At 64.4% G+C, this 21316-nt stretch carries 15 protein-coding genes; 6 read left to right on the plus strand and 9 right to left on the minus strand.

Features of this window, described 5'->3' with window-relative positions:
* Positions 1 to 80: 80 nt before the first annotated feature.
* Together BM193_RS00220 and BM193_RS00225 are read right to left on the minus strand one after the other, a co-directional pair.
* A complete protein-coding gene (locus BM193_RS00220; protein WP_092794186.1) occupies positions 81 to 2408 on the minus strand; it encodes a bifunctional serine/threonine-protein kinase/formylglycine-generating enzyme family protein in 2328 nt (775 codons plus the stop codon).
* A gap of 21 nt (positions 2409 to 2429) precedes the next feature.
* On the minus strand, positions 2430 to 4757 hold the full coding sequence (locus tag BM193_RS00225) for a coiled-coil domain-containing protein (protein ID WP_092794188.1): 2328 nt from the start codon (positions 4755 to 4757) through the stop codon (positions 2430 to 2432).
* A 324-nt stretch (positions 4758 to 5081) separates the two neighbouring features.
* Between BM193_RS00225 and BM193_RS00230 the strand changes: the two genes are divergently transcribed.
* From BM193_RS00230 to BM193_RS00240, 3 genes are all read left to right on the plus strand, one after another.
* Positions 5082 to 5318: a hypothetical protein gene (locus BM193_RS00230; protein ID WP_092794191.1), complete on the plus strand. Its 237-nt coding sequence runs from the start codon at positions 5082 to 5084 to the stop codon at positions 5316 to 5318.
* 199 nt (positions 5319 to 5517) lie between these two features.
* Positions 5518 to 6216 carry a YXWGXW repeat-containing protein gene (locus tag BM193_RS29010; protein WP_254785744.1) on the plus strand — a complete coding sequence of 233 codons (699 nt, stop codon included), beginning with the start codon at positions 5518 to 5520 and terminating at the stop codon, positions 6214 to 6216.
* A 109-nt stretch (positions 6217 to 6325) separates the two neighbouring features.
* Entirely contained in the window at positions 6326 to 7354 is a 1029-nt protein-coding gene (locus tag BM193_RS00240) for a transporter (protein ID WP_175533106.1), read from the plus strand.
* Between the two features lie 63 nt (positions 7355 to 7417).
* On the opposite strand, the gene rnk is transcribed toward BM193_RS00240, so the two are convergent.
* Positions 7418 to 7825 carry a nucleoside diphosphate kinase regulator gene (gene rnk / locus BM193_RS00245; RefSeq protein ID WP_092794202.1) on the minus strand — a complete coding sequence of 136 codons (408 nt, stop codon included), beginning with the start codon at positions 7823 to 7825 and terminating at the stop codon, positions 7418 to 7420.
* A 609-nt stretch (positions 7826 to 8434) separates the two neighbouring features.
* Between rnk and BM193_RS00250 the strand changes: the two genes are divergently transcribed.
* Positions 8435 to 10327, plus strand: coding sequence for a putative bifunctional diguanylate cyclase/phosphodiesterase (locus BM193_RS00250; protein ID WP_092794208.1), 1893 nt, complete (start codon positions 8435 to 8437; stop codon positions 10325 to 10327).
* 124 nt (positions 10328 to 10451) lie between these two features.
* On the opposite strand, the gene BM193_RS00255 is transcribed toward BM193_RS00250, so the two are convergent.
* Positions 10452 to 12128 (minus strand): peptide chain release factor 3, encoded by a 1677-nt coding sequence (locus BM193_RS00255; protein ID WP_092796901.1) that lies wholly within the window; start codon positions 12126 to 12128, stop codon positions 10452 to 10454.
* Between the two features lie 185 nt (positions 12129 to 12313).
* Here BM193_RS00255 and BM193_RS00260 point away from each other — a divergent pair, with 185 nt between their 5' ends.
* Together BM193_RS00260 and BM193_RS00265 are read left to right on the plus strand one after the other, a co-directional pair.
* Positions 12314 to 14368 (plus strand): methyl-accepting chemotaxis protein, encoded by a 2055-nt coding sequence (locus tag BM193_RS00260; protein ID WP_092794210.1) that lies wholly within the window; start codon positions 12314 to 12316, stop codon positions 14366 to 14368.
* A 231-nt stretch (positions 14369 to 14599) separates the two neighbouring features.
* Positions 14600 to 15409: a Crp/Fnr family transcriptional regulator gene (locus BM193_RS00265; RefSeq protein WP_092794213.1), complete on the plus strand. Its 810-nt coding sequence runs from the start codon at positions 14600 to 14602 to the stop codon at positions 15407 to 15409.
* Between the two features lie 85 nt (positions 15410 to 15494).
* Here BM193_RS00265 and BM193_RS00270 read toward each other — a convergent pair whose 3' ends face one another.
* The 5 genes from BM193_RS00270 to pheT form a co-directional block, all read right to left on the minus strand.
* Positions 15495 to 16910, minus strand: a complete 1416-nt coding sequence (locus BM193_RS00270; protein ID WP_092794214.1) for a sensor histidine kinase — start codon at positions 16908 to 16910, stop codon at positions 15495 to 15497.
* Between the two features lie 145 nt (positions 16911 to 17055).
* The gene (locus tag BM193_RS00275; protein WP_034783185.1) at positions 17056 to 17688 is read right to left on the minus strand and encodes a response regulator; all 633 of its coding nucleotides are present in this window, start codon (positions 17686 to 17688) and stop codon (positions 17056 to 17058) included.
* Between the two features lie 190 nt (positions 17689 to 17878).
* Positions 17879 to 18283, minus strand: coding sequence for a MerR family transcriptional regulator (locus BM193_RS00280; protein WP_092794217.1), 405 nt, complete (start codon positions 18281 to 18283; stop codon positions 17879 to 17881).
* A 10-nt stretch (positions 18284 to 18293) separates the two neighbouring features.
* Positions 18294 to 18641 carry an integration host factor subunit alpha gene (locus BM193_RS00285; protein ID WP_010399205.1) on the minus strand — a complete coding sequence of 116 codons (348 nt, stop codon included), beginning with the start codon at positions 18639 to 18641 and terminating at the stop codon, positions 18294 to 18296.
* 172 nt (positions 18642 to 18813) lie between these two features.
* Complete coding sequence (gene pheT / locus BM193_RS00290; RefSeq protein WP_092794219.1) at positions 18814 to 21240, minus strand: phenylalanine--tRNA ligase subunit beta; 2427 nt, start codon at positions 21238 to 21240, stop codon at positions 18814 to 18816.
* Positions 21241 to 21316 lie beyond the last annotated feature (76 nt).

Genomic DNA, 21316 nt, shown 5'->3' on the forward strand with positions numbered 1-21316 from the left:
AGCCACAATTTACACCGTTTGCCCGCTTTGCGCAGCCCGCTCCCCGGGGTACCGGCGACAAAGCAGTACGTCTGGCCCGCCTAATCGAGCGTGCGCGCCACCCGGAAGCCGACGATGTCGTTCGACAGCACGGTGGAGTAACCGTTGCGCAGAGCCGAGCGCAGGTAGCGCGGGTGGTACAGCCAGGAGCCGCCGCGCAGGATGCGCCGGCTGCTGTCGCTGCCCTCTTCCCAGGCGCTGCCGTCGACGGGCGCGCCTTCGTAATTGTCGTGCACCACGTCCTGCACCCACTCCCACACATTGCCGTGCATGTCGAACAGGCCCCAGGGATTCGGCGCGAAGGTGCCCAGCGGCGTGGTGCCGCCGCGGTACACGCCGCGCGGGCCGCCGTTGTAGACATACAGGCCGTCGTAGTTGGCCTGCTCGGTGCTGATGGTGTCGCCCACATTGAACGCCGTGCGCGTGCCCGCGCGGCAGGCGTATTCCCACTCCGCCTCGCTGGGCAGGCGGTACGGCCGGCCCGTGCGTTCGCTCATCCAGGCCAGGTACAGCTGCGCGTCATTCCAGCTGACGCCGACGACAGGGTGTTCCTCGTTCTGCACGAAGCCGGGCTTGTCCCAGTCCGTTTCCGCGCCGCCCGCTTCCCACCCTGTCGCTTTCACAAAGGCGCGCCATTCGCCCACGCTGACGGGGTGGCGCGCCAGGGCGAACGGACGTTCGATGCCGACCCAGTGCTGCGGCTTTTCGCGGTCCAGCCAGGTCTGCTGCGAGCCGGCCTGCAGGGCGGCCTTGTGTTCGAGCTCGTGCGCGCCCATCTGGAAGCGGCCGCTGGGAATGAGCACCAGCTCCGGTCCCTGGCCCGAGCCATCGAGGAAATCGTCGCGCAGCACGCCGTCGGCATTCGCCACCGGCTCCACGTGTTCGGGCGCTGACGCAGGCGACTCCACAGCCGCCGGTGACTGCTGCTGCACCTGCGCCGCGGCGGCGCGGCTGGCCTCTTCGCGGCGCGCCCGTTCCTGCTCGGCGCGGTAGGCCGCCTCCGCCTTGGCGACGATGGCCTTGCGCTGCAATTCCTGGTGTTCCTGCAAGGCGGTGGCCGCATCGGCTTCGCGGCGCGCGCGCAGCTGGCCGCGCAGCGCTTCCTTGCGCAGCTTGCGCGCCTCTTCCGCTTCGAAATGGCGCTGCGCCTCCTGTTCCCGGCGCAGCTTGTCCTGCCGCTGTTTTTCCAGCGCGGCCGCCTGGATTTCGGCCTTGCGGCGCTGGTCCAGTTCTTCCTGTCGCAGGCGCGCCTGCCTGAGCTCTTCCTCGCGCGCCTGCTCGGCTGCCAGGGCCGCCTGCTTTTGCTGCTGCGCCAGGCGCGCCTGCTCCTGGCGCGCCTGTTCCGCCAGTTCTTCGGCAGACGGGCCGGCGGCCCGCTCCAGCCCTTCGAGCAAGGCTTGCACGGATAGCGGCCGCAGTTCGGGGGTCAGCGAAAAGCCGTTTTGCAGCACTTGCCATTGCTGCGCGTTGAGCGCCTGCGGTGCAGAAGGCAGGTGGCTGGCGCTGCGCATGTCGTCGAACGGCATGCGCCCTTCGAGCATCTGGTAAATCATCACGGCCACCGCATACACGTCCAGGCGCGGGCTGGGCTGGCGCTGGTTGGCGCCGGCCTCGGGCGCCCGGTAGCCTTGCGTGCCCGCGTTCGGCATGTCCAGCGCCAGGCTGCTGTCCGCGTTGCGCACGCGCGAGGCGATGCCGTAGTCGAGCAGCTTGACGTCGCCCTTCGCCGTCAGGAAGACGTTGCCCGGCTTGAGGTCGCGGTGCACCAGCTTGTGCTTTTCCCACGCATACGCCAGGGCCTCGGCCACCGGATGCAGCAGTTGCTGCACCGCCGACAATGGCAGCGCGCCCTGGCGTGCCAGGTAGTGTTCCAGGTCTTCGCCGTCGAGGCATTCCATGATGATGAAGTAGCTGGCCATGGCCGGGTCCTGCGCCCATTCATAGACGCGCACGATGTTTTCATGCGCCAGCTTGCGCGCCTGCGTCGCTTCCTCGATCAGCAGCTTGGCGTGCGTGGCGCTTTGCGTCAGCTGCGGCGGCAAGATCTTCAGCGCCACCATTTCACTGCTGCCCAGCTCCGCATGCGTGGCCAGATCCGTGGCTTGCCACACCTGCCCCATGCCGCCCGTGCCGATCAGCCGTTCGAGCCGGTAGCGGCGGTTTTGCGGGCCGATTTCCTGGCCCGCCATGAAACCCAGTTCCGTTCCCTGGCGCACGGGCAAGGGCGCAGGCGCAGGTGCGGCGCCGGGCGGCGCGTATTCGGCGTCGAGGATGGCGTTCTTGCGACTTTCAAATTCTTGCTCGCTGAGCAGCCCATCGTCATGCAGGGCGCGCAGTTCTCGCAGCTTGTCTCGTGCTTTTTGCATCATCTAAGGTGAAACGCTTCCCAATCAAGGCTGCAAGGCGACGCCGCAGGCGGCGCAGAATTTGTCTTCCGGATGGCCGGCGCGCAGCGCGTGGCCGTTCCTGCAGTGCGTCGCAGCGGCGCCGGCGCCAGCGAACGCCGGCTGCAGCGCCTGCGCAACGGCCACGCCCACTTGCGCCTGCGCCGACAAGCCATGGCTGTGCGCCGCGTTCTGCAGGTTGATCAGGTCCAGCTGCTGACGCCGTTCACGCTCCGCCTGGCCTTCCAGGTAGCTGCGCTCCTGCGCCACGCTGTCCTGCGCCATGCGCAGCGCGTCGAGCGGCGCGATGCTGTTCTCGGCCGCCGCCAGCGCCGCCAGGGCATGGATCTGCTCGGCGCTCATGCCGGCCTGCAGCTGCACCTTCAGCACCTGCGCCAGCACGGCCGCATTCGGTCCCTGCGCCATGGCCACCTTGCCCGTGTCGCTCAGGGAGCCGATCTTCTCGATGCGGTCGATGTCGATGCGCGCCAGTTCGGCCGCGTGCGCCTGCTGCGCCAGCAGGGCTTCGTATTCGCCCTTCCAGCGCGCGTAATCGGTGTCGCGCTGCTGCGCCATGGCCAGCAGGTCGCGCTGCCATTGCGCTTCCTGTTCCAGCTGGCGCAGCTGCTGGCGCTGTTCCTCGATGGCCAGCGCGTCGAGCTGCGCCAGGTGCGCCTGCTGCTGCAACTGGCGCGCGTGCACGCCGTCCGCCTCGATGGTGCGCAGCAGCTTTTCCTGCTGCGCCACGGCGTCCTCGCGCGCGCCGCCGCGCCGCAGCGCGGCGACCTTTTCGGCGATTTCCGCCGCCTGCACCTGGGCCGCCTCATCCTTGTGCGCCTCGGCGCGCAGCAGCTCGCGCTGGCGCGCCAGTTGCATCTGCTCTTCCCATTCCTGCACCCGCTCCGCCTCGCGCTTGCGCGCCGCGTTCGCCAGCATCAACCCCTGCCAGGCGGCCTTGTGCTGCTCCGCCTCCAGCTGCGCCTCGCGCTGCGCCGCCTCCATCTCGGCCTGGCGCAAACGGGCCAGTTGGGCGCGGCGGCCCGCTTCGTCATCGATCAGCAGCGCGCTTTCGATCTGCTGCGCGATCGCCTGCAGGTGCACCTGGTGCGTGAAACGCTGCTGCGCCATCTGGATCTGTTCGCGCCCGTTCAGCTGCGACAATTCCAGCTCGCTGCGCATCTTGATGGCGGCCAGCGCGCGCACATGCTCCCAGTTGGCCGCTTCGTCGGCGCGCTGCGCACCGTTCCGTGCCAGCTCCTGCTCCAGTTCGCCCAGCGCCAGCGCGGCGCCGTGGTCGAGCGCCTGGCGCCGCGACTTCGCTTCCAGGATGCGGCCATACAAATCGATCTGGCGCCCGCGCAGCGCCTGCAGGCGCTCCGCTTCCTGATGCCCCAGCTCGGCCTTTTCAACGCTCGCGTCCTGCTGCAGTTCGGCGCGGCGATGCGCATGGCGCGCCGCCATTTCCTCGCGCCGGATGCGCTGCCACTCTTCCTCGTCATACAGCTGGTCGAGCCGCTGCATGCGCTCCAGGCTGTGCTGTTCCAGCTCCTGCGCCGGCGCGCCGCCCAGCCACAGGGTGCCGATGCTGGCGGCGGCATGGCCTTCGCCCGCGCGCTTGTCATGCCGCAGGCTCAGGGTTTCCACGCCCGCCACGGCCAGGCCGGACGGCGCCAGGCGCAGCGTCAGCGCCGACTGCAGGCGTTCGTTCAATTGCGGGCGCAGGTCGGCATTCGCGTCCATGTCGCGCAGCGCGCGGCTGCCGATGAATTCCAGCGCGATCTGGCGCACGGAAGGCAGCAGCAAGGCGTGCAGATGGGCGCGCGTGACGGCGCCCGGCGCGCGCATGAACTGGCGCGCGAACGCGTCGGGCTGGCCCAGCGCGATGTCAATGCGCAGCGCGGCGGCGACTTCAAGCATCTCCGTGCTGGCCAGGTCGGGCAAATCGAAGTCCAGGCGCAGCGCGTCGGCGCGCGCGATCAGCACTTCGGCCGGGCGCGCCGGCAACAGCGCCGGCAGGCGGGCAAAGAAGGCGGCGCTGTCGTAATCGCCAGCCGGTATCAAGGTGAAAGCGTCCGTCTGCACAATGTAGGCGCGCGACTCGGCCGGCACCTGCAGGCGGCGCGCGGCACTGCCGAACAGCGAGGACAGCTCGCGCACGCCGAAGAACAGGGCCAGCTGGTCGTCGGCCAGGCGCCATTGGTTGGCATGCAGCACCGTATCGCTGTCGGGCGCGCCCAGCGACAGGCCGCACTGGGCGCAGTAGCCGGCCGCGGCGCCGTTCCGGTGCTCGCAACGGGGACAGCGGGCGCCGCCAAAACCAAACAATTGGAACATGTGTGACTCCTGATGATAATGATTGTGCACGCGACCGGGCCGCCATGCCGATTCTAGCAGGACAGCTGGCCTTGCACGTGCAGCGCGCGGCACGGTGCAGCGTCAAATAATGCCACGCGGCAATTGCATTCATATGCCCGGATACAGGGCTATTTAGGCCTCAATTCAAGCGGTCGGCCGGCCAGCCCCAGGCGCAGGCATTTCAGCGCCGTTTTTTTGCAGGCCATCCCGCCAAAACCACGGCTGGTCGCAAGTGCATGGCGGCGCGGCGCGCGTCTGGCTACAGTGCATGCATACCCACCCGCCACCCGAAAGGACACCATCATGAAAACGCTGAAAAACATGGAAGCCATCTTCACCGTCGCCGTCGCCCTCGCCTGCGGCGCCAGCTATGTCAGCTTCCTGCAGCCCCAGGCCGCGCAAGCGGGCAACGTGGCGCAGGCCAGCACCATCCCCGTGGTGGTGGTCAGCGCCAAGCGCATGACGGAACAGGAAAAGAAAATCTCGCTGATCGAGGAACGCCAGGCCCTGCTGGGCAATGCCACCGCCAGCACCCTGTGAGCCATCCATGCTGACGCCACGCCGCCTGGCGCACCGCGCATAGCCGCCGCGCCAGGCCGCCATTTGCCTCTCATTTGTATCCGCCACGGATACACGGACACACAGCATTGTGTCAATTGTAATAAGTTGAATCAAAGACGAAAAAACGCCGGCAAGCGCCTATAGTCCATTTCACGCAATCACCGAAATGGAGCACACCATGAAACCCATCGCACTCTACGCAGCAGCCATGCTTGCCATCAGCACCGCGGCCTTTTTGCCCGTGCAGGCCATGGCACAGAATCAGCTCGGCGTCAGCATTGTCGTCGGCAACGCCCCGCCGCCGCCACGCTTTGAAAGCGTGCCCGCACCGCGCGCCGGCTATGTCTGGGCACCGGGCTACTGGAACTGGGACGGCCAGCGCCATGTCTGGACGGGCGGCGAATGGCTGCGCGAGCGCCACGGCAACCAGTACCGCCGCGCCGCCTGGATACAGGAGAACAACCGCTGGCGCCTGGACCGCGGCGGCTGGACGGCGGCGCAGATCCAGCCCGTGCGCTATGACGACATCCGCGTCGCCCCGCCGCCGCCGCGCCGCGAAGCCATCCCGCGCGCCCGCCATGGCTACGTCTGGGCGCCCGGCCATTGGGAATGGCGCAGCCAGCGCTACGCCTGGACGCCTGGCGTGTGGATCGCCGAACGCCCCGGCTACGTGTATGCGCCACCGGCCTGGAACCAGCACGATGGCCGCTGGCAGATGGAGCAGGGCCGCTGGTCGCCACGCGGCCCGAACGGCGACCGCGACCGCGACGGCATCCCCAACCGCTATGACCGCGACAATGGCAACCGCCACGACCGCGACGGCGATGGCATACCGAACCGCGACGACCGCCGGCCCGATAATTCCCATCGCAGTTAAGCAGTCCTGAGTCCAAGGCCACCCATCGCGGTGGCCTTGTCATTTTCCCGACACATCCGTGTATTACCATCGCGCGACGATCAATCACACTGCGCGAGAAAGATTCACGATGGCGATGGAAACTGCCGGTTTTACGTATGGCTCGGATACCTCGGGCCTGGTCTGGGGCTTCCTGTTTGGCCGCGCGGCGCAGCCGCTGGCGCTGGACTCGACGGCCGCCCTGGCCTGGCTGGCCGATGGCGCGGCCCGCCCGGCGCAGGAATTCGTCTGGCTGCATTTTAATTTGTCGCATGCGGCCAGCGAAAAATGGCTGATGACGCACACGCAGCTGGCCGACGAATTCTATGAAACCCTGCACCAGGGCTCGCGCTCGACGCGCATCGAGCAGGCGGAAAACACCCTGATCGCCGTGGTCAACGATGTGGTGCACAATTTCTCGTTCGAAGCGTCCGACATTTCCACCATGTGGGCCAGCGTGGCGCGAAACCTCGTCATCACGGCGCGCCGCGCGCCGCTGCAGTCGATCGAGCGCCTGCGCCAGGCCGTCCTCAAGAACCATGAGCCGATCCGCTCGTCGGTGGAGCTGCTGATCCACCTGCTGCGCGACCAGGCCGACGTGCTGGTCAACATCGTGCGCGACGCCGTGGCGCGGGTCGACGATATCGAAGACCACCTGCTGGCCGGGCGCCTGGTGCCGAAACGCGAAGACCTGGGCGCCATGCGGCGCGTGCTGGTGCGGCTGCAGCGGCTGCTGGCGCCGGAGCCGGCCGCCCTGTTCCGCCTGCTGCAGCGTCCGCCATCGTGGGTATCCGAGCTCGACAGCCTGGAGCTGCGCCAGTCGACGGAGGAATTCTCCGTCGTGCTCAGCGACATGTCGTCGCTGCAGGAACGCATCAAATTGCTGCAGGAAGAGATCGCCGCCCGGGTCAACGAGGAAAACAGCCGCAGCCTGTTCGTGCTGACCATCGTCACCGTGCTGGCCTTGCCGATCAACATCATCGCCGGCATGCTGGGCATGAACGTGGGAGGCATTCCGCTGGCCCAGCATCCGCAGGGCTTCTGGATCATCGTCGCCATCATCGTCACATTTACCGTCGTGGCCGGATGGCTGGTGGTGCGCGTGCAACGCAACAGCTAGGTTGCGCCCGGCACGGCCTTGCAGGCGAACGGCAGGCGCCGTCCGCCATCACTGCATCGTTGCTTAGCGGTGGTATTCGCCGGCCCGTTCAGGCTGATACACGATTTCCTCGATCTTCACCTTCACCACGCCGCCCGGCATGGGCCAGGCGATGCTGTCGCCGACGGACAGGCCCAGCAGCGCGCTGCCGACGGGCGCCAGCACGGAAATGCGGTCGGGCTGGCCTTCCACGTCCTTCGGATACACGAGCGTCAGGCAGAACTCATCCTTGTTTTCCACCGTGAAGCGCACGGTGGAATTCATCGTCACGACGGTCGGCGGGATCTCTTGCGGCTCCAGCACCTCGGCGCGGCCAAGCTCGTCGAGCAGGGCTGCCTTGTCCGGCGACAGATTATTTCCCAAGGCATACAACAACGCTTCCAGTCGTTCCAGGTCTTGTGACGACAAAATAATTTTTGGTTTTTTTTCCAAGATATCCTCACTATTTTTATCATTAGGGCGACGTCCGGCTTGGCTGGCGGCGAGTTACTTGCGCGCACAGGACAAAACAAACAGCATCAGAACGTCCATCATCTGCGGATTATGGACGAACTCGCGGAGCAAGGCCATAGCGTTCGCACATTCTCTCTTAAAATTTATTAAAATCAATGACTTGCATTTCAATATTTATTCGCGGCATAAAAACACGGTGCGGCGCGCACATTCACCAGCGGACAGCCTGGTTATTCCTGCCGGCATTGTATTTACGACAGGCATCTCTTGAGCAGGAAAAAACATGGCTGCCAAAAAAGGATTAGAATCAAGCTGATTATTATAATAAAGACATGTCCACCTGCCTGATGTGGTGTTGCTTTACTTTCCAGCAACAGTTGGCTTGGTGCCTGCCCGATGGGCTGGCGCAGCAGGGCAAGGCCGTGTCCGCTGTACTTTCTCGCCGCGAAATGACAATATGTCGGCCTTCACAACACGTTGAGGGTTCCGGCTCACATCGGTTTTTCATCAGACTGGAACGTAAAGTATGGCAGGGCAAGGCGGCATCACACGGGGCGGCGGCGGACAGGGCCGGCAAGGAAAGGCGTCATGATGGCGCCATTGAGACTGCCCTCGGCCCAGCTGCGCGGCGACAGGATTTCCAGGCTGAACCTGCTGGCGGCCGCCGCCATGCTGGCCGGCGCCAGCGTGCTGCTGGTGCTGTTCCAATGGTTCACATTGCAAGCGGCATTGCAGCGCGACTTGCGGATCCAGTCCGAGATGCTGGCTCCCGCCGCCGGCCGCTCGCTGCGCCAGGGCGACCGTCTTGCGGCGGAACAGGTGCTCGCGCCCCTCGCGGCTGCACCGCATATTCGCCAAGCGCTGATCTACAGCCCGTATGGCGCGCCATTTGCCCGCTACGCGCGCGGCGATGCCGATGCGGCGCCCGCCGCGCCGCGCGCCGGCCTGCAGCTCGACCTGCTGGCCGGCAGCGCCAGCATGCTCACCCCGCTGCCCGGCGGTGGCGCCCTGTTTCTGCGCGCCAGCCTGGCGCCGCAATACCGCAGCCTGGCCCAGTTCGCCGCCTTCACCCTGCTGGTGAGCCTGTGCGCCTTCGGCCTGACGGCATTGCTGGTGCGCCGCACGCGCCTCGCCGCCCAGCATGCGGAAAACCATTTGCACTACCTGGCCCACGTCGATCCCGTCACCGAGCTGCCGAACCGGCATGAGTTCAACGATGCGCTGGCGTATGCGCTGGCGCGCGCCGACCGCCAGGACAGCAGCGTCGGCCTGCTGCTGCTGGACCTGGATAACTTCAAGGTCGTCAACGACACGCTGGGCCACCACTGCGGCGACCAGTTGCTGAAACTGGTGGCCGGGCGCCTGGTGGCCATCCTGCGCACCACCGACATCATCTGCCGCATCGGCGGCGACGAATTCGTCGTCATCGTCGAACCGGCCGACGACAGCTCGGAAATGGCCAGCGTGGCGCGCAAGATCCTCGCCGTGCTGGCCGAGCCGTTCGACCTCGAAGGCCACCAGCTGTACGTCAGCGCCAGCATCGGCGTGAGCCTGTACCCGTTCGACGCCAAGGACGTGGCCACCCTCACGCGCAACGCCGACACGGCCATGTACCACGCCAAGCACCAGGGCAAGAACCGCTACGCCGTCTTCCAGGCCGAGATGGAGCTGCGCGCCCAGCGCCGCCTGCGCATGGAAGCGAACCTGCGCCGCGCGCTGCAAAACGAGGAGCTGTATCTGCACTACCAGCCGCAGATCGACTTGCGCAGCGGCCGCATCGTCGGCGTGGAGGCGCTGATACGCTGGCACTGCCGCGAGATGGGCCAGCTGAGTCCCGCCGAGTTCATCCCCGTGGCCGAGGAAAGCGGCATCATCGTCGACCTGGGGCGCTGGGTGCTGCAAAGCGCCTGCCGCCAGGCGGCCGCCTGGTGCAAGGCGGGCCTGCTCGATTCGCTGGAACACGTGGCCGTCAACCTGTCGGCCTGCCAGGCGCGCGATCCGGGCCTGATGGACGATATCCGCGCCATCCTGCACGAGACGCAGCTGCCGCACGGCTTGCTGGAGCTGGAAATCACGGAAGGGGTCCTGATGGATAATGTCCACGCCAACGTGGAATTGATGCGGCGCCTGCAGGATACGGGCATCCACCTGTCGGTCGACGATTTCGGCACCGGCTATTCCTCGATGTCCTATTTGAAGCGCCTGCCCATCGACCAGCTGAAGATCGACCGCAGCTTCGTGCGCGACTTGCCCGGCGAAGGGGAAGCCATCGTCACGGCCATCATCGCCATGGCGCACAGCCTGCATCTGAAAGTGGTGGCCGAAGGCGTGGAAACCTTGCAGCAGGTGGAGTTTTTGAGAACGGCGGGCTGCGACAATGTGCAGGGCTTCTTCTTCGCGCGTCCGATGACGGCGGCGCAGCTGACGGCATTGCTGCTGGAGCGGCGCGACTGGAGCACACGCACGATCCTGCCCGCTTGAGGCCTGGCCAGCGACATTGCCGGATTACGCGCGACGTTGCCGCGCTGATCCGACCTACGCGATGTATCGGTAGAAGGGGTAGGTCGGGTCGGCGCGCAGCGCGCAACCCGACACCACCGCTACATCAAGCCAATTTCGCCGAATGCTCGCGCGTCGCGTGGAACTTCAGCTTCGGCCAGCGCTCTTCCGTCAGGCGCAGGTTGACGCCGGACGTGGCCAGGTAGGCCATGTTGCCGGCCGCATCGTAGGCCACGTTGTGGCCCAGCGCGTTCTCGAAATCGTTCAGGATGCGCTTGTCGTCGCAGCTGACCCAGCGCGCGCTGCTGATGCTGGTGCCTTCGAACACGGCGTCGACGCCATATTCGTTGAGCAAACGGCTGGCCACCACTTCGAACTGCAGCACGCCGACGGCGCCGAGGATCAGTTCACCGCCCTGCACCGGCTTGAAGACCTGCACCGCGCCCTCCTCGCCCAGCTGCTGCAAACCCTTGTGCAGCTGCTTGATCTTCAGCGGGTTGCGGATGCGCACCGAGCGGAAGAAATCCGGCGCGAAGTACGGGATGCCCGTAAACGTCAGCATCTCGCCTTCGGAAAAACTGTCGCCGATCTGCATGTTGCCGTGGTTCGGCAAGCCGATGATGTCGCCCGCGTACGCCTCTTCCACCTGTTCGCGCGACGACGCCATGAACGTCACCACGTTCGACACCTTGATCTCGCGCCCCAGGCGCAAATGCTTGACCTTCATGCCGCGCTCGAAACGTCCCGAGCATACGCGCAAGAAGGCGATGCGGTCGCGGTGCGCCGGGTCCATGTTGGCCTGGATCTTGAAGACGAAGCCGGTGAATGGCTGCTCGGTCGGATCGACGGACCGCACGGTGGCGTCGCGCTCGCGCGGCGCCGGCGCCCAGTCGACCAGCGCGGAGAGGATCTCGCGCACGCCGAAGTTGTTGATGGCCGAACCGAAGAACACGGGCGTCTGCACGCCGGAGAGGAATTCCTCCAGGTTGAACGGATGCGAGGCGCCGTGCACCAGCTCCACTTCCATGCGCAATTGATCCATCTCCAGCGGGAACATCTCCTGCAGGCGCGGATTGTCGATGCCCTTGATGATTTCAAAGGCGCCATCGGCCTTTTCCTCGCCGGCCTTGAACAGCATGATCTCGTCATTCAGCAGGTGGTACACGCCGCGGAAGTTCTTGCCCATGCCGATAGGCCAGGTGACGGGCGCGCACTGGATCTTCAGCACCGATTCGAGTTCGTCGAGCAGTTCCAGCGGATCGCGCGTCTCGCGGTCCATCTTGTTCATGAAGGTGACGATGGGCGTATTGCGCATGCGGCAGACGGCCAGCAGCTTGATCGTCTGCGCTTCCACGCCCTTGGCCGCATCGATCACCATCAGCGCCGAGTCGACGGCCGTCAGCACGCGGTAGGTATCTTCCGAGAAGTCCTGGTGGCCCGGGGTGTCGAGCAGATTGACGACGTGGTCGCGGAATTCGAACTGCATCACCGAGGACGCGACGGAAATGCCGCGCTGCTTCTCGATCTCCATCCAGTCCGACGTCGCGTGGCGGCCCGATTTGCGCGCCTTGACCGTGCCGGCCATCTGAATCGCGCCCGAGAACAGCAGCAGTTTTTCCGTCAGCGTGGTCTTGCCCGCATCCGGGTGGGAAATGATGCCGAAGGTGCGGCGGCGCTTGACTTCGCGCGCGATCACGGCCGGCGCCTTGCCGCTCGCTGACGCCGTGGCGCTGTCCGCATTGTCGCTGGAATCGGGGGTAGTGATGTCGTTCTCGTTGGCCATATTGGTGACCATAATATGGCCCTCGCAAAAAACCCTCGATTTTACAGAAGGATCGGCCTTCCGTGTGAACTGCTTCACTCTGGCGAACGGCAAAATCGCCTTCCCCCGGCGTACTTCATCAAGGGGTCACAATCCGCAGGCAACATTGCACTGCAGAAATGTTGCCACCCTACCCTGGAAATCCCATGAAAATCGTCCTCGCCCCCGCCATCCGCCTCATGCAGCGCTTGCGCCTGCTGCCCAAATTCATGCTCGTCTGCCTGGTCTTCCTGCTGCCGCTGGCGCTGGCGACCACTTTGCTGATTTCGGAACTGGGCAAGTCGCTGGCCCAGGCGCAGGATGCGCAGCGGGGCGTGGCGTATGTGCGCCAACTGCAGGAAGGCACGCGCCTGCTGCAGCAGCGGCGCGGCCTGGAGCACTTGCGCCTGAGCGGCAAGGCGGGCATGGACAACACGGCCATCAATGCGCGCGTCACGGCCGCGCTGGCCGCCCTGGCGCGGTTGCCGGCCGGCGCGGACCTGCCGCAGGCGGCCGCGCTGATGCAGCAGTGGCAAGCGCTGCTGGGCCGCCAGGCGGGCATCACGGCGCGCGACAGCTACGCGGCGCACACGGCGCTGCTGCGCCAGGCGGGCAAGCTGGGCCAGCTGGTGGCCGACCGTTCGCACCTGAGCCTGGACCCGGACGCGGGCGCCAACCACCTGAGTGCCGCCTTCACGGCCACCCTGCCCGACCTGGCCGAGAGCCTGTCGGACATCGCCGGGCGCGGCGCGGCCTACATCGACACGGGCCTGTTCGAGGCCAATGAAGACCAGCTGGTCAACGCCAACGCCCTGATCGCGCGCCACGAACTGGAACGCCTGCCGGCCCGCTTCGATGAAATCCTCGCCGCCAAGCCGGCCCTGCAAGCCAGCCTGCAGCCGGCCCTGAAAGCCGTGCCGGCCGCCCTGGCCTTCCTCGAACGCACGAAGAATGAAGTGACGAATTCCTACGACCAGAGCTCGGGCGCGCAATTCCACGCGGCCGGCATGCAGGCCATCGATGCGCTGCAGGCGCTTTCCGGCGCCTCGGCCAGCGCGCTCGATGGCGTGCTGGCGCAGCGCATCGCCCGCGACCAGGCGCGCCGCGCGCTGATCCTGGCGGCCATGCTGCTGGTGCTGCTGGCCGCCGCCTACCTGTGCGCGGGCTTCTATGCCGCCTTTGCCCGCGATGTAGGCCAGCTGCGCGCGGCCGTGGGCGCGGCGGCGGCGGGCGACCTGTCGCAGCGCATCACGTCGCAGGCGCATGACGAGATCGGCGACCTGGTGCGCGACTTTGGCGCCATGACGCATGGCCTGGCCACGCTGGTGCAGGACATCCGCGGCGGCGCTGCCGTCATCGCGGCGGCCGGCGCCGATATCGCGCAGGGCAACCTGGCCCTGTCCGGCCACACGGCCACGCAGTCCGAAGCGCTGGGCGCCACCGTGGACTCGATGCGCGAGCTGACGGCCACCGTGGGCCGCAACGAAGCCCACGTGGGACAGGGACGCACCCTGGTCGCTTCGGCAGCCGACGTGGCCCTGCGCGGCGGCGACACCGTCAGCGCCGTGGTCGAGACCATGGCCTCGATCAAGGCCAGCTCGCACAAGATCGTCGACATCATCGGCGTCATCAACGGTATCGCCTTCCAGACCAACATTCTGGCCTTGAACGCGGCCGTGGAAGCGGCGCGCGCGGGTGAACAGGGACGCGGCTTCGCCGTGGTGGCGGCCGAGGTACGCAGCCTGGCGCAGCGCTCCAGCGAAGCGGCGCAGCAGATCAAGCGCCTGATCGGCGATTCGGTGGCCACGGTGGACGCGGGTGGCGAACTGGTCAACGCGGCCGGCAGCACCATGCGGCAAGTCGTCGATGCGGTGCAGCAGGTGGCCGTGGTGATCGGACGCATCAGCAGCGCCGGCGCCGAGCAGAATGGCGAGATCGCGCAGATCAATGCGGCACTGGCGCGGATCGACGACATGACGCGCCAGAACGCGGGCCTGGTCGACGAAGCGCGTGCCGGCTCGCAGCGCCTGCACCAGGAAGGCGAAGCGCTGACGCAAGCCGTCAGCCGCTTCCGCCTGGGTGAAAACGACGACGCCCATGCGCGCCGCACGACGGCGCCGCCAGCCCGCGACGGCTTGCCCAGCGTGCGTCCGGCGGGCCTGTGGAGCGCGAATAAACCGCGCGTGCTATCACAAAATCGTGCAGAACGGCGCAAGGCTTGACACTCAAAAGTGTGCATGTAGGACAAGGACTACAATTTGGCCTCAAAATAGACTACAAAGTGGCGACTGCTAATCTTATGTTCGCCACTTACATAAGCTTTTAAAGTAGCTACATCGCGATCTGCACCGCGCGGCCAGAAAAAACGCTGTTATCAGTTCGGTACAGCGGCATTTCAGGCCAGCAACGCTGGCAATCGCACTCCGATGTAAAAAAAGCCTGTGAGGAATAAAATGAACCATACTCAACTTAGCACCCCGGTCCAGAAGAACCAGTTGCTGCCACGCGCCATGCCGGCGGCGGGCCGGGAGATCAAGATTGCGTCCCGGGTTAGCCTCAGCAGTGCTCAACAGAATGAATTACTGGCCGCCTTGCCGCGCGCCGCGCTCGAATCGCTGTTCGAAGACCTCGAACTGGTGGAACTGCCCTTCGGCAAGGAACTGTATGCCTACGGCAATCATCTGGAATACAGCTACTTCCCCACCACCGCCATCATTTCCTTGCTGTACGTGATGGAAGATGGCGCCACGACGGAAATCGCCGTCGTCGGCCATGAAGGCGTGGCCGGTGCCTCGCTGCTGGCAGGCGAACGCGCCATGTGCACGGCCGTGGTGCAAAGCGCCGGCTACGGCTACCGCCTGAAAACGCAAAGCCTGCGCGACGCGTTCAACCAGGGCGGCGCCCTGCCCCAGCTGCTGATGCGCTACACCAACGCCCTGTTTGCGCAAATGGCGCAGAACGCCGTCGGCGGCCGCCACAGCTCGATCGAGCAAAAACTGTGCCGCTGGCTGCTGGACCGCCTGGACCGTTCGCCATCGAATGAATTGAAAGTCACGCAGGAACTGATCTCCATCATGCTGGGCGTGCGCCGCGAAAGCATCACGGCCGCCGCCGGCAAGCTGCAGGAAGAAGGCTTGATCCACTATCGCCGCGGCAATATCACGGTGCTGGACCGCGCCGGCCTCGAATGCTATGCGGGCGAGTGCTACAAAGTGGCCAAGACGGAATACGACCGGCTGCTGCGCGACGTGTCACGCTGCTAAGCGCCTGCCCTGCCGCCGTCAAGCCGGCGGCGGGCACAAAAAAATGGCCGGGCACTTGCCCGGCCATTTTTTTGCCACAGCATCTTTATGCCTCGGCATCCGCATCGATGCCTTCCGGCTCCGGCGTCAGCGGCAGCGGAATCACGGCTTCCACGCACGTGCCCTTGCCGGCCGGGCCCTGCCGCACGGTGAGCGTCCCACCCAGCAGCAGTGCCCGCTCGCGCATGCCCAGCAAGCCGTGCGACATGGGCTTTTGCAGCGCATCTTCCGTGATGCCGATGCCGTCGTCGATGACGCGCAGCACCAGGCCGTGCTCGTTGCGCTTGAGGGTCACGCTGACCATGCCGGCGCGCGCATATTTGAGGATATTCGTCAGCGATTCCTGCACGATGCGGAACAGGGCGATTGTCAGGGTCGCTTCGCGGTTATCGATGTTGATGGCCACGTCCGTTTCGCAGCGCACCGAGCTCATGCGCGCAAAATCCTCGCAATAACTTTCGATGGCGGCGCACAGGCCCAGGTTGTCCAGCAGGCTGGGGCGCAGGTCCTCGACGATGCGGCGCTTGAGTTCCACCGTTTCCAGCAGGGTCGCCTTGGCGCGGCGCAATTGCGCCGCCAGTTCCGGCTGCGTGTGCGCCAGTTGCTGCGTGACGGCGCCCAGGTCCATGCTGATCGACGTCAAGTTGGCGCCAAGTTCATCGTGCAGTTCGCGCGCCAGGCGCGCCTTCTCCACCTCATTGACGCTGATCAAATGACGCGACAGCACGGATAATTGCTCCGTACGCTTGGTTACTGTCGACTCCAGGGTATCGTTGGCATTCTGCAACGCGTACTCGACGGCGGCGCGGTTCTGGAAACTGCGCCGCACGAGCTGGTAAAACATGATCAGCACGAGGATGGCCAGCGCATTGATGCCAATGCCGAGCAGCACGGCCTTCTGGTACTCGTGGTAAAAGGCGGCGCTGCCGGACGACAGCGCTTCATTCTGTTCGCGCGTCATGATCACCACCTGCAGGCGGATCTCGTCCATCGTGGCGCGGTCATCGGTCACGCGCGAGATATTGACGATCTCGGCCAGCCCGCCCTGCTTGTAGACCTCGATCGACTGTTGCAGCATCGACATTTTGCGGCGAATCAATGTTTTCAGCTGCGACAGGTTCTTCAGCTGCGTAGGACTGCCTGCCAGCAAAGTCTGCAGCTCATTGAATTCGTTGTCGATTTCGGTGGTGGCCGTCTTTGACGGGCCCAGGTAGGTTTCCGAGCCGGAAATGAAATAGCCGCGCAAGCTGCTTTCCGCATCGAGCACCAGGACGTTCAGATACTGCAGGCGGTCGGCCACGCGCGCGCTCTGGCTGAGCAAGGCGTTCGTGCCCTTCAGCGACTGCAGATTATGGAAGAGGCTGAAACCATTGAGGACAAGCAGCAAGGCGCAGGTGACGCACAATATCGTCTTGTACAGGGGCAGGCGGTGATTCGGGGCCGGTTCGACGGTGAAATACATCCTGATGTGCATCCTTAGCAAGGTTCGGCGCGGGAGAGAGCGCCGGCGCCGGCCAATTATAATCCTCGCCACAGACTGCTGCACTGCACAAGTCGTGCCTGTCCAGCTTGGCTGAGCGATCATGGTTCATGATCGCACCGCTGCGCTAGTCAAGCAAATTGTTTTTCATTGCGTAATAGGTCAAGTCGCTGTTGGATTGCAAGCCCATTTTTTCCATGATGCGCGTGCGGTACGTGCTGACCGTCTTGATGCTCAGCGACAGGGCCACGCCGATATCGGACACGGTGGCACCGCGCGCCAGGCGCAGGAAGACCTGGAACTCGCGGTCCGACAATTCCGTGTGCAATGCGGCATTCGTATCGCGGTCGAACGACTGCGCCAGCAACTCGCCCACGGTGGAGCTGACGTAGCGGCGCCCCTGGAACACGGTGCGCACGGCCGTCATCAGCTCATCGGCTTCGCATTCCTTGTTCAGATAGCCATTGGCGCCCATCTTGAACAGGTTCAGCGCATATTGCTGCGCAGGATAGCCGCTGAGTATCAGCACGGGCAATTCCGGCTGTCCCTGGCGGATCGTGCGCAAGGTATCGATGCCGCTCTGATCGGGCATGGCGATATCGAGCAACAGCACATCACATATTTCGCGGCGGGCGATATCGAGCGCTTCGCGCCCCGTACCGGCTTCCGCCACCACACTGAAGTCGCTTGACGACGAAAAAATCTGTTTGAATCCAGCTCGTACTATTTGGTGATCATCACAAATGGCAACGCGTATCATTGTTTCCCCTTAAATTTTCCTGGCCTGGGAAAGACTACCGGAACCTGACGCTGCTCCGGTTCAGCGTTACTAACAAAAACGCAACATTAACATTATATTCAAAATGGCGCGCGCCGCACGATACCCGACGCCGCATCCAAGCAGTATAGTCTGCCGGTATCAGACAACCCGGCCTATATTGGTACAAATCTTATTTTAGCAAGTTTAAAATCGCAATTAATTCATCGCGTATCCACGCGCGGTCCAGCGGCGCTTCCTGCGGCGCGACGGGTGCGAGCGGCAGCGGAGGCACCTCGTCGATGACGGCATGCGCCGCGCCACGGCTGTCGAGCTTGTTGCGCGCGCCGCTGATGGTAAACCCCTGCTCGTACAGCAATTCGCGGATGCGCCGTATCAGCAGCACTTCATGGTGCTGATAATACCGGCGGTTGCCGCGCCGCTTGACCGGCTTGAGCTGCGAGAACTCCTGTTCCCAGTAACGCAGCACATGGGGCTTGACGCCGCACAACTCGCTCACCTCGCCGATCGTGAAGTAACGCTTGGCCGGAATGGGCGGCAAGGCGATCAACTCGGTTTTACTGATGCGCTCGTTCATCGCCACTCACTCAGGCAGCACGGGCCAGCGGACTGGTCTCTTCGACCATGCTTTTCAGCTTCTGGCTCGCATGAAAGGTCACGACACGGCGTGCCGTGATGGGAATCTCTTCGCCTGTCTTCGGGTTGCGGCCCGGCCGTTGCGGCTTGTCACGCAGCTGGAAATTGCCGAAACCCGACAATTTCACGGCTTCGCCGCGCTCGAGCGCATTGCGAATTTCGTCGAAAAAGGTTTCGACCATGTCTTTCGCTTCGCGCTTGTTCAAGCCCACCTGCTCGAACAACAGTTCGGCCAGTTCCGCCTTGGTCAAGGTGGGCAAATCTTTTTCCGCTTCCTGGCGCACTTTGGCAACCAGCATGGCCCGATGCAGATCGGCGGCCAGTGCGGACTGCAGTACGGCGGAATCAACGTCGCTGTTATTAATTTTCCTGCCCTGCCTTTTCTGTGCGCCCGAGCCCGCCACATGGCAAGCTCGTCTACGGTTGACGACGGAAAGGCCGTCACGCAAAAGGCGACGGCCAGTCCGGTAATTACGAACGCAGTTTCGCGTCGTGACCCTGCTTTGCCGCTTCGATCAATACCGCCATCAGGCCGTCGACCACATCGTCTTGCAGGGTGTTTTGAGTATCTTGCAAGCTAATCCGGAAAGCAAGGCTTTTTTCATCCGCTTCCAGCCCTTTTCCACGATATTCATCAAACAAAACAATGGCTTGCACGATACGCGCTGCCGGGCTTGCCTTGGCGGCGGCGTGGAAACTGTCGAGCAGATCCTGCACGGCCACGGATTGCTTGACGACCACGGCCAAATCGCGGCTGGCGCCAGGGAATTTCGAGATTTCCTGGTACACGGGCACCACGCGCTGCGTCAGTGCGGCGGCGTCGACTTCGAACAGCACGGGCGCCAGCGGCAAGTCATACTTTTGCATCCAGCGCGGGTGCAATTCGCCAATAAAACCGATGACCTTGCCATCGAGCTCCACGTTGGCCGAGCGGCCAGGATGCAGGGCCGGATGCTCCGCCTTGGTGAAACGCAAGACCAGCGGCGCGAACAGCGCTTCCAGGTCCGCCTTCACGTCGAAGAAGTCGACGGTGCGGGACGGCTGGCCCCACTGCTCGTCCGCCACGGCGCCATACGCCATGGCAGCGACGCGTTTTGGCTGCGCGTGGCCGGCCACCGACAGGGGGCCGTTCTGCACGCTGTCGTCGCGCTGGTAGATGGCGCCCACTTCGAAGATGCGCACGCGGTTCGTCTTGCGGTTCAGGTTATAGCGCACGTTGGCGATCAGGCTGCCGATCAGGGACGAACGCATCACGCTCATCTGGCTGGCGATCGGATTCTGCAACTTGATCGGATGCGTGTTGCCCGAGAAATCACGCTCCCATGCCGTATCGACAAAGCTCATGTTAACCACTTCCTGGAAGCCCAGGTCGGCCAGCACGTGACGTACCGCAAACAGCGAGCGGGTATTTTCCGGCGCGATCTGCATCACGTTCGCGGCCACGGGCGGCAAGGTCGGGATGTTTTCAAAGCCGTACACGCGCGCCACTTCCTCGATCAAGTCTTCCTCGATCTCGATGTCGAAACGGTAGCTGGGCGAGGTCACGGAAAACACGCCGTCGGCCAGGGTGAATGGCAGGGCCAGGCGCGTGAAGATATCGGCAATCAGCTCGTCGTTGAGCGGCACGCCGATGACTTTTTGCGCGCGCGCCGTGCGCATGGCCACTGGCTGGCGCTGCGGCAGGTTCACCACGTGGTCGTCGACGGGGCCGACGGTGGTGGCTGGCGTGCCGCAGATTTCCACGATCAGCGCCGTGATGCGCTCGATGTGCTCGACCGTGGTGGCGAAGTCGACGCCGCGCTCGAAGCGGTGCGCCGCATCGGTGGAGAAATTCAGGCGGCGCGCGCGGCCCTGGATGGCGTTCGGCCACCAGAATGCCGCTTCCAGATAGATGCTGTCCGTATCGTCCGATACCGAGCTGGCGTCGCCGCCCATGATGCCGGCCAGCGATTCGATTTCCTGCTCGTCGGCGATGACGCCGATCCACTCGTCGACGGCGACGGTGTTGCCATTCAACAGTTTGACGGACTCGCCCGCCTTGCCCCAACGCACGTCGAGGCTGCCGTGGATCTTCGCCAGATCAAACACGTGGCTGGGACGGCCCAGTTCCAGCATGACATAGTTGGAAATGTCGACCAGGGCCGACAACGGACGCTGGCCGCTGCGCTCGAGGCGCTGCTTCATCCAGTCCGGCGTGGCCGCTTTGGCATTCAAGCCACGGATGACGCGGCCCGTGAAACGGCCGCACAGGTCCGGCGCGCTCACTTTCACGGGCAGGATTTCATCGCTGGACACAGGCACCGTGCGGAACTGCGGCGCATGCAGGGGCACGCCCGTCAAGGCCGACACTTCGCGCGCCACGCCCAGCACGGACAGGCAATCGGCCTTGTTTGGCGTCAACTTGATGGTGAATTTCAAGTCATTCAGGGCGAAATAATCGCGGAAATTCTGGCCGATCGGCGCGTCGTCCGGCAATTCCATCAGGCCGGCGTTTTCTTCCGACAATTTCAATTCGCGCGCGGAGCACAGCATGCCTTGCGACTCGACGCCGCGCAGCTGGCCCACCTTGATTTCAAACGGCTTGCCATCGGCGCCAGGCGGCAGCACGGCGCCCGCCATGGCGCACACGACTTTCAAGCCCGGACGCACGTTCGGCGCGCCGCACACGATGTTGAGCATGGTGCCCGTGCCGACATCGACCTGGCACACATTCAGGCGGTCCGCGTTCGGATGTTTCTCCATCTCCAGGACCAGGCCCACCACCACGTTCGAGAACGGGGGCGCGACTGGGTCGACGTCCTCGACTTCGAGACCGGACATGGTCAGCAGATGGGCCAGTTCGTCCGAAGTCATCTTCGGATCGACCATGGTACGGAGCCAGTTTTCGGAAAATTGCATAATCAAGCCTTCAAATGGTCAAAGCTCACAGCGCGAGCGCACAGGCGCTCCAGCGCCATGAATCAAACGGAACAAC

Source organism: Janthinobacterium sp. 344 (assembly GCF_900112025.1).
In the GTDB taxonomy this organism is placed as follows: domain Bacteria; phylum Pseudomonadota; class Gammaproteobacteria; order Burkholderiales; family Burkholderiaceae_D; genus Janthinobacterium.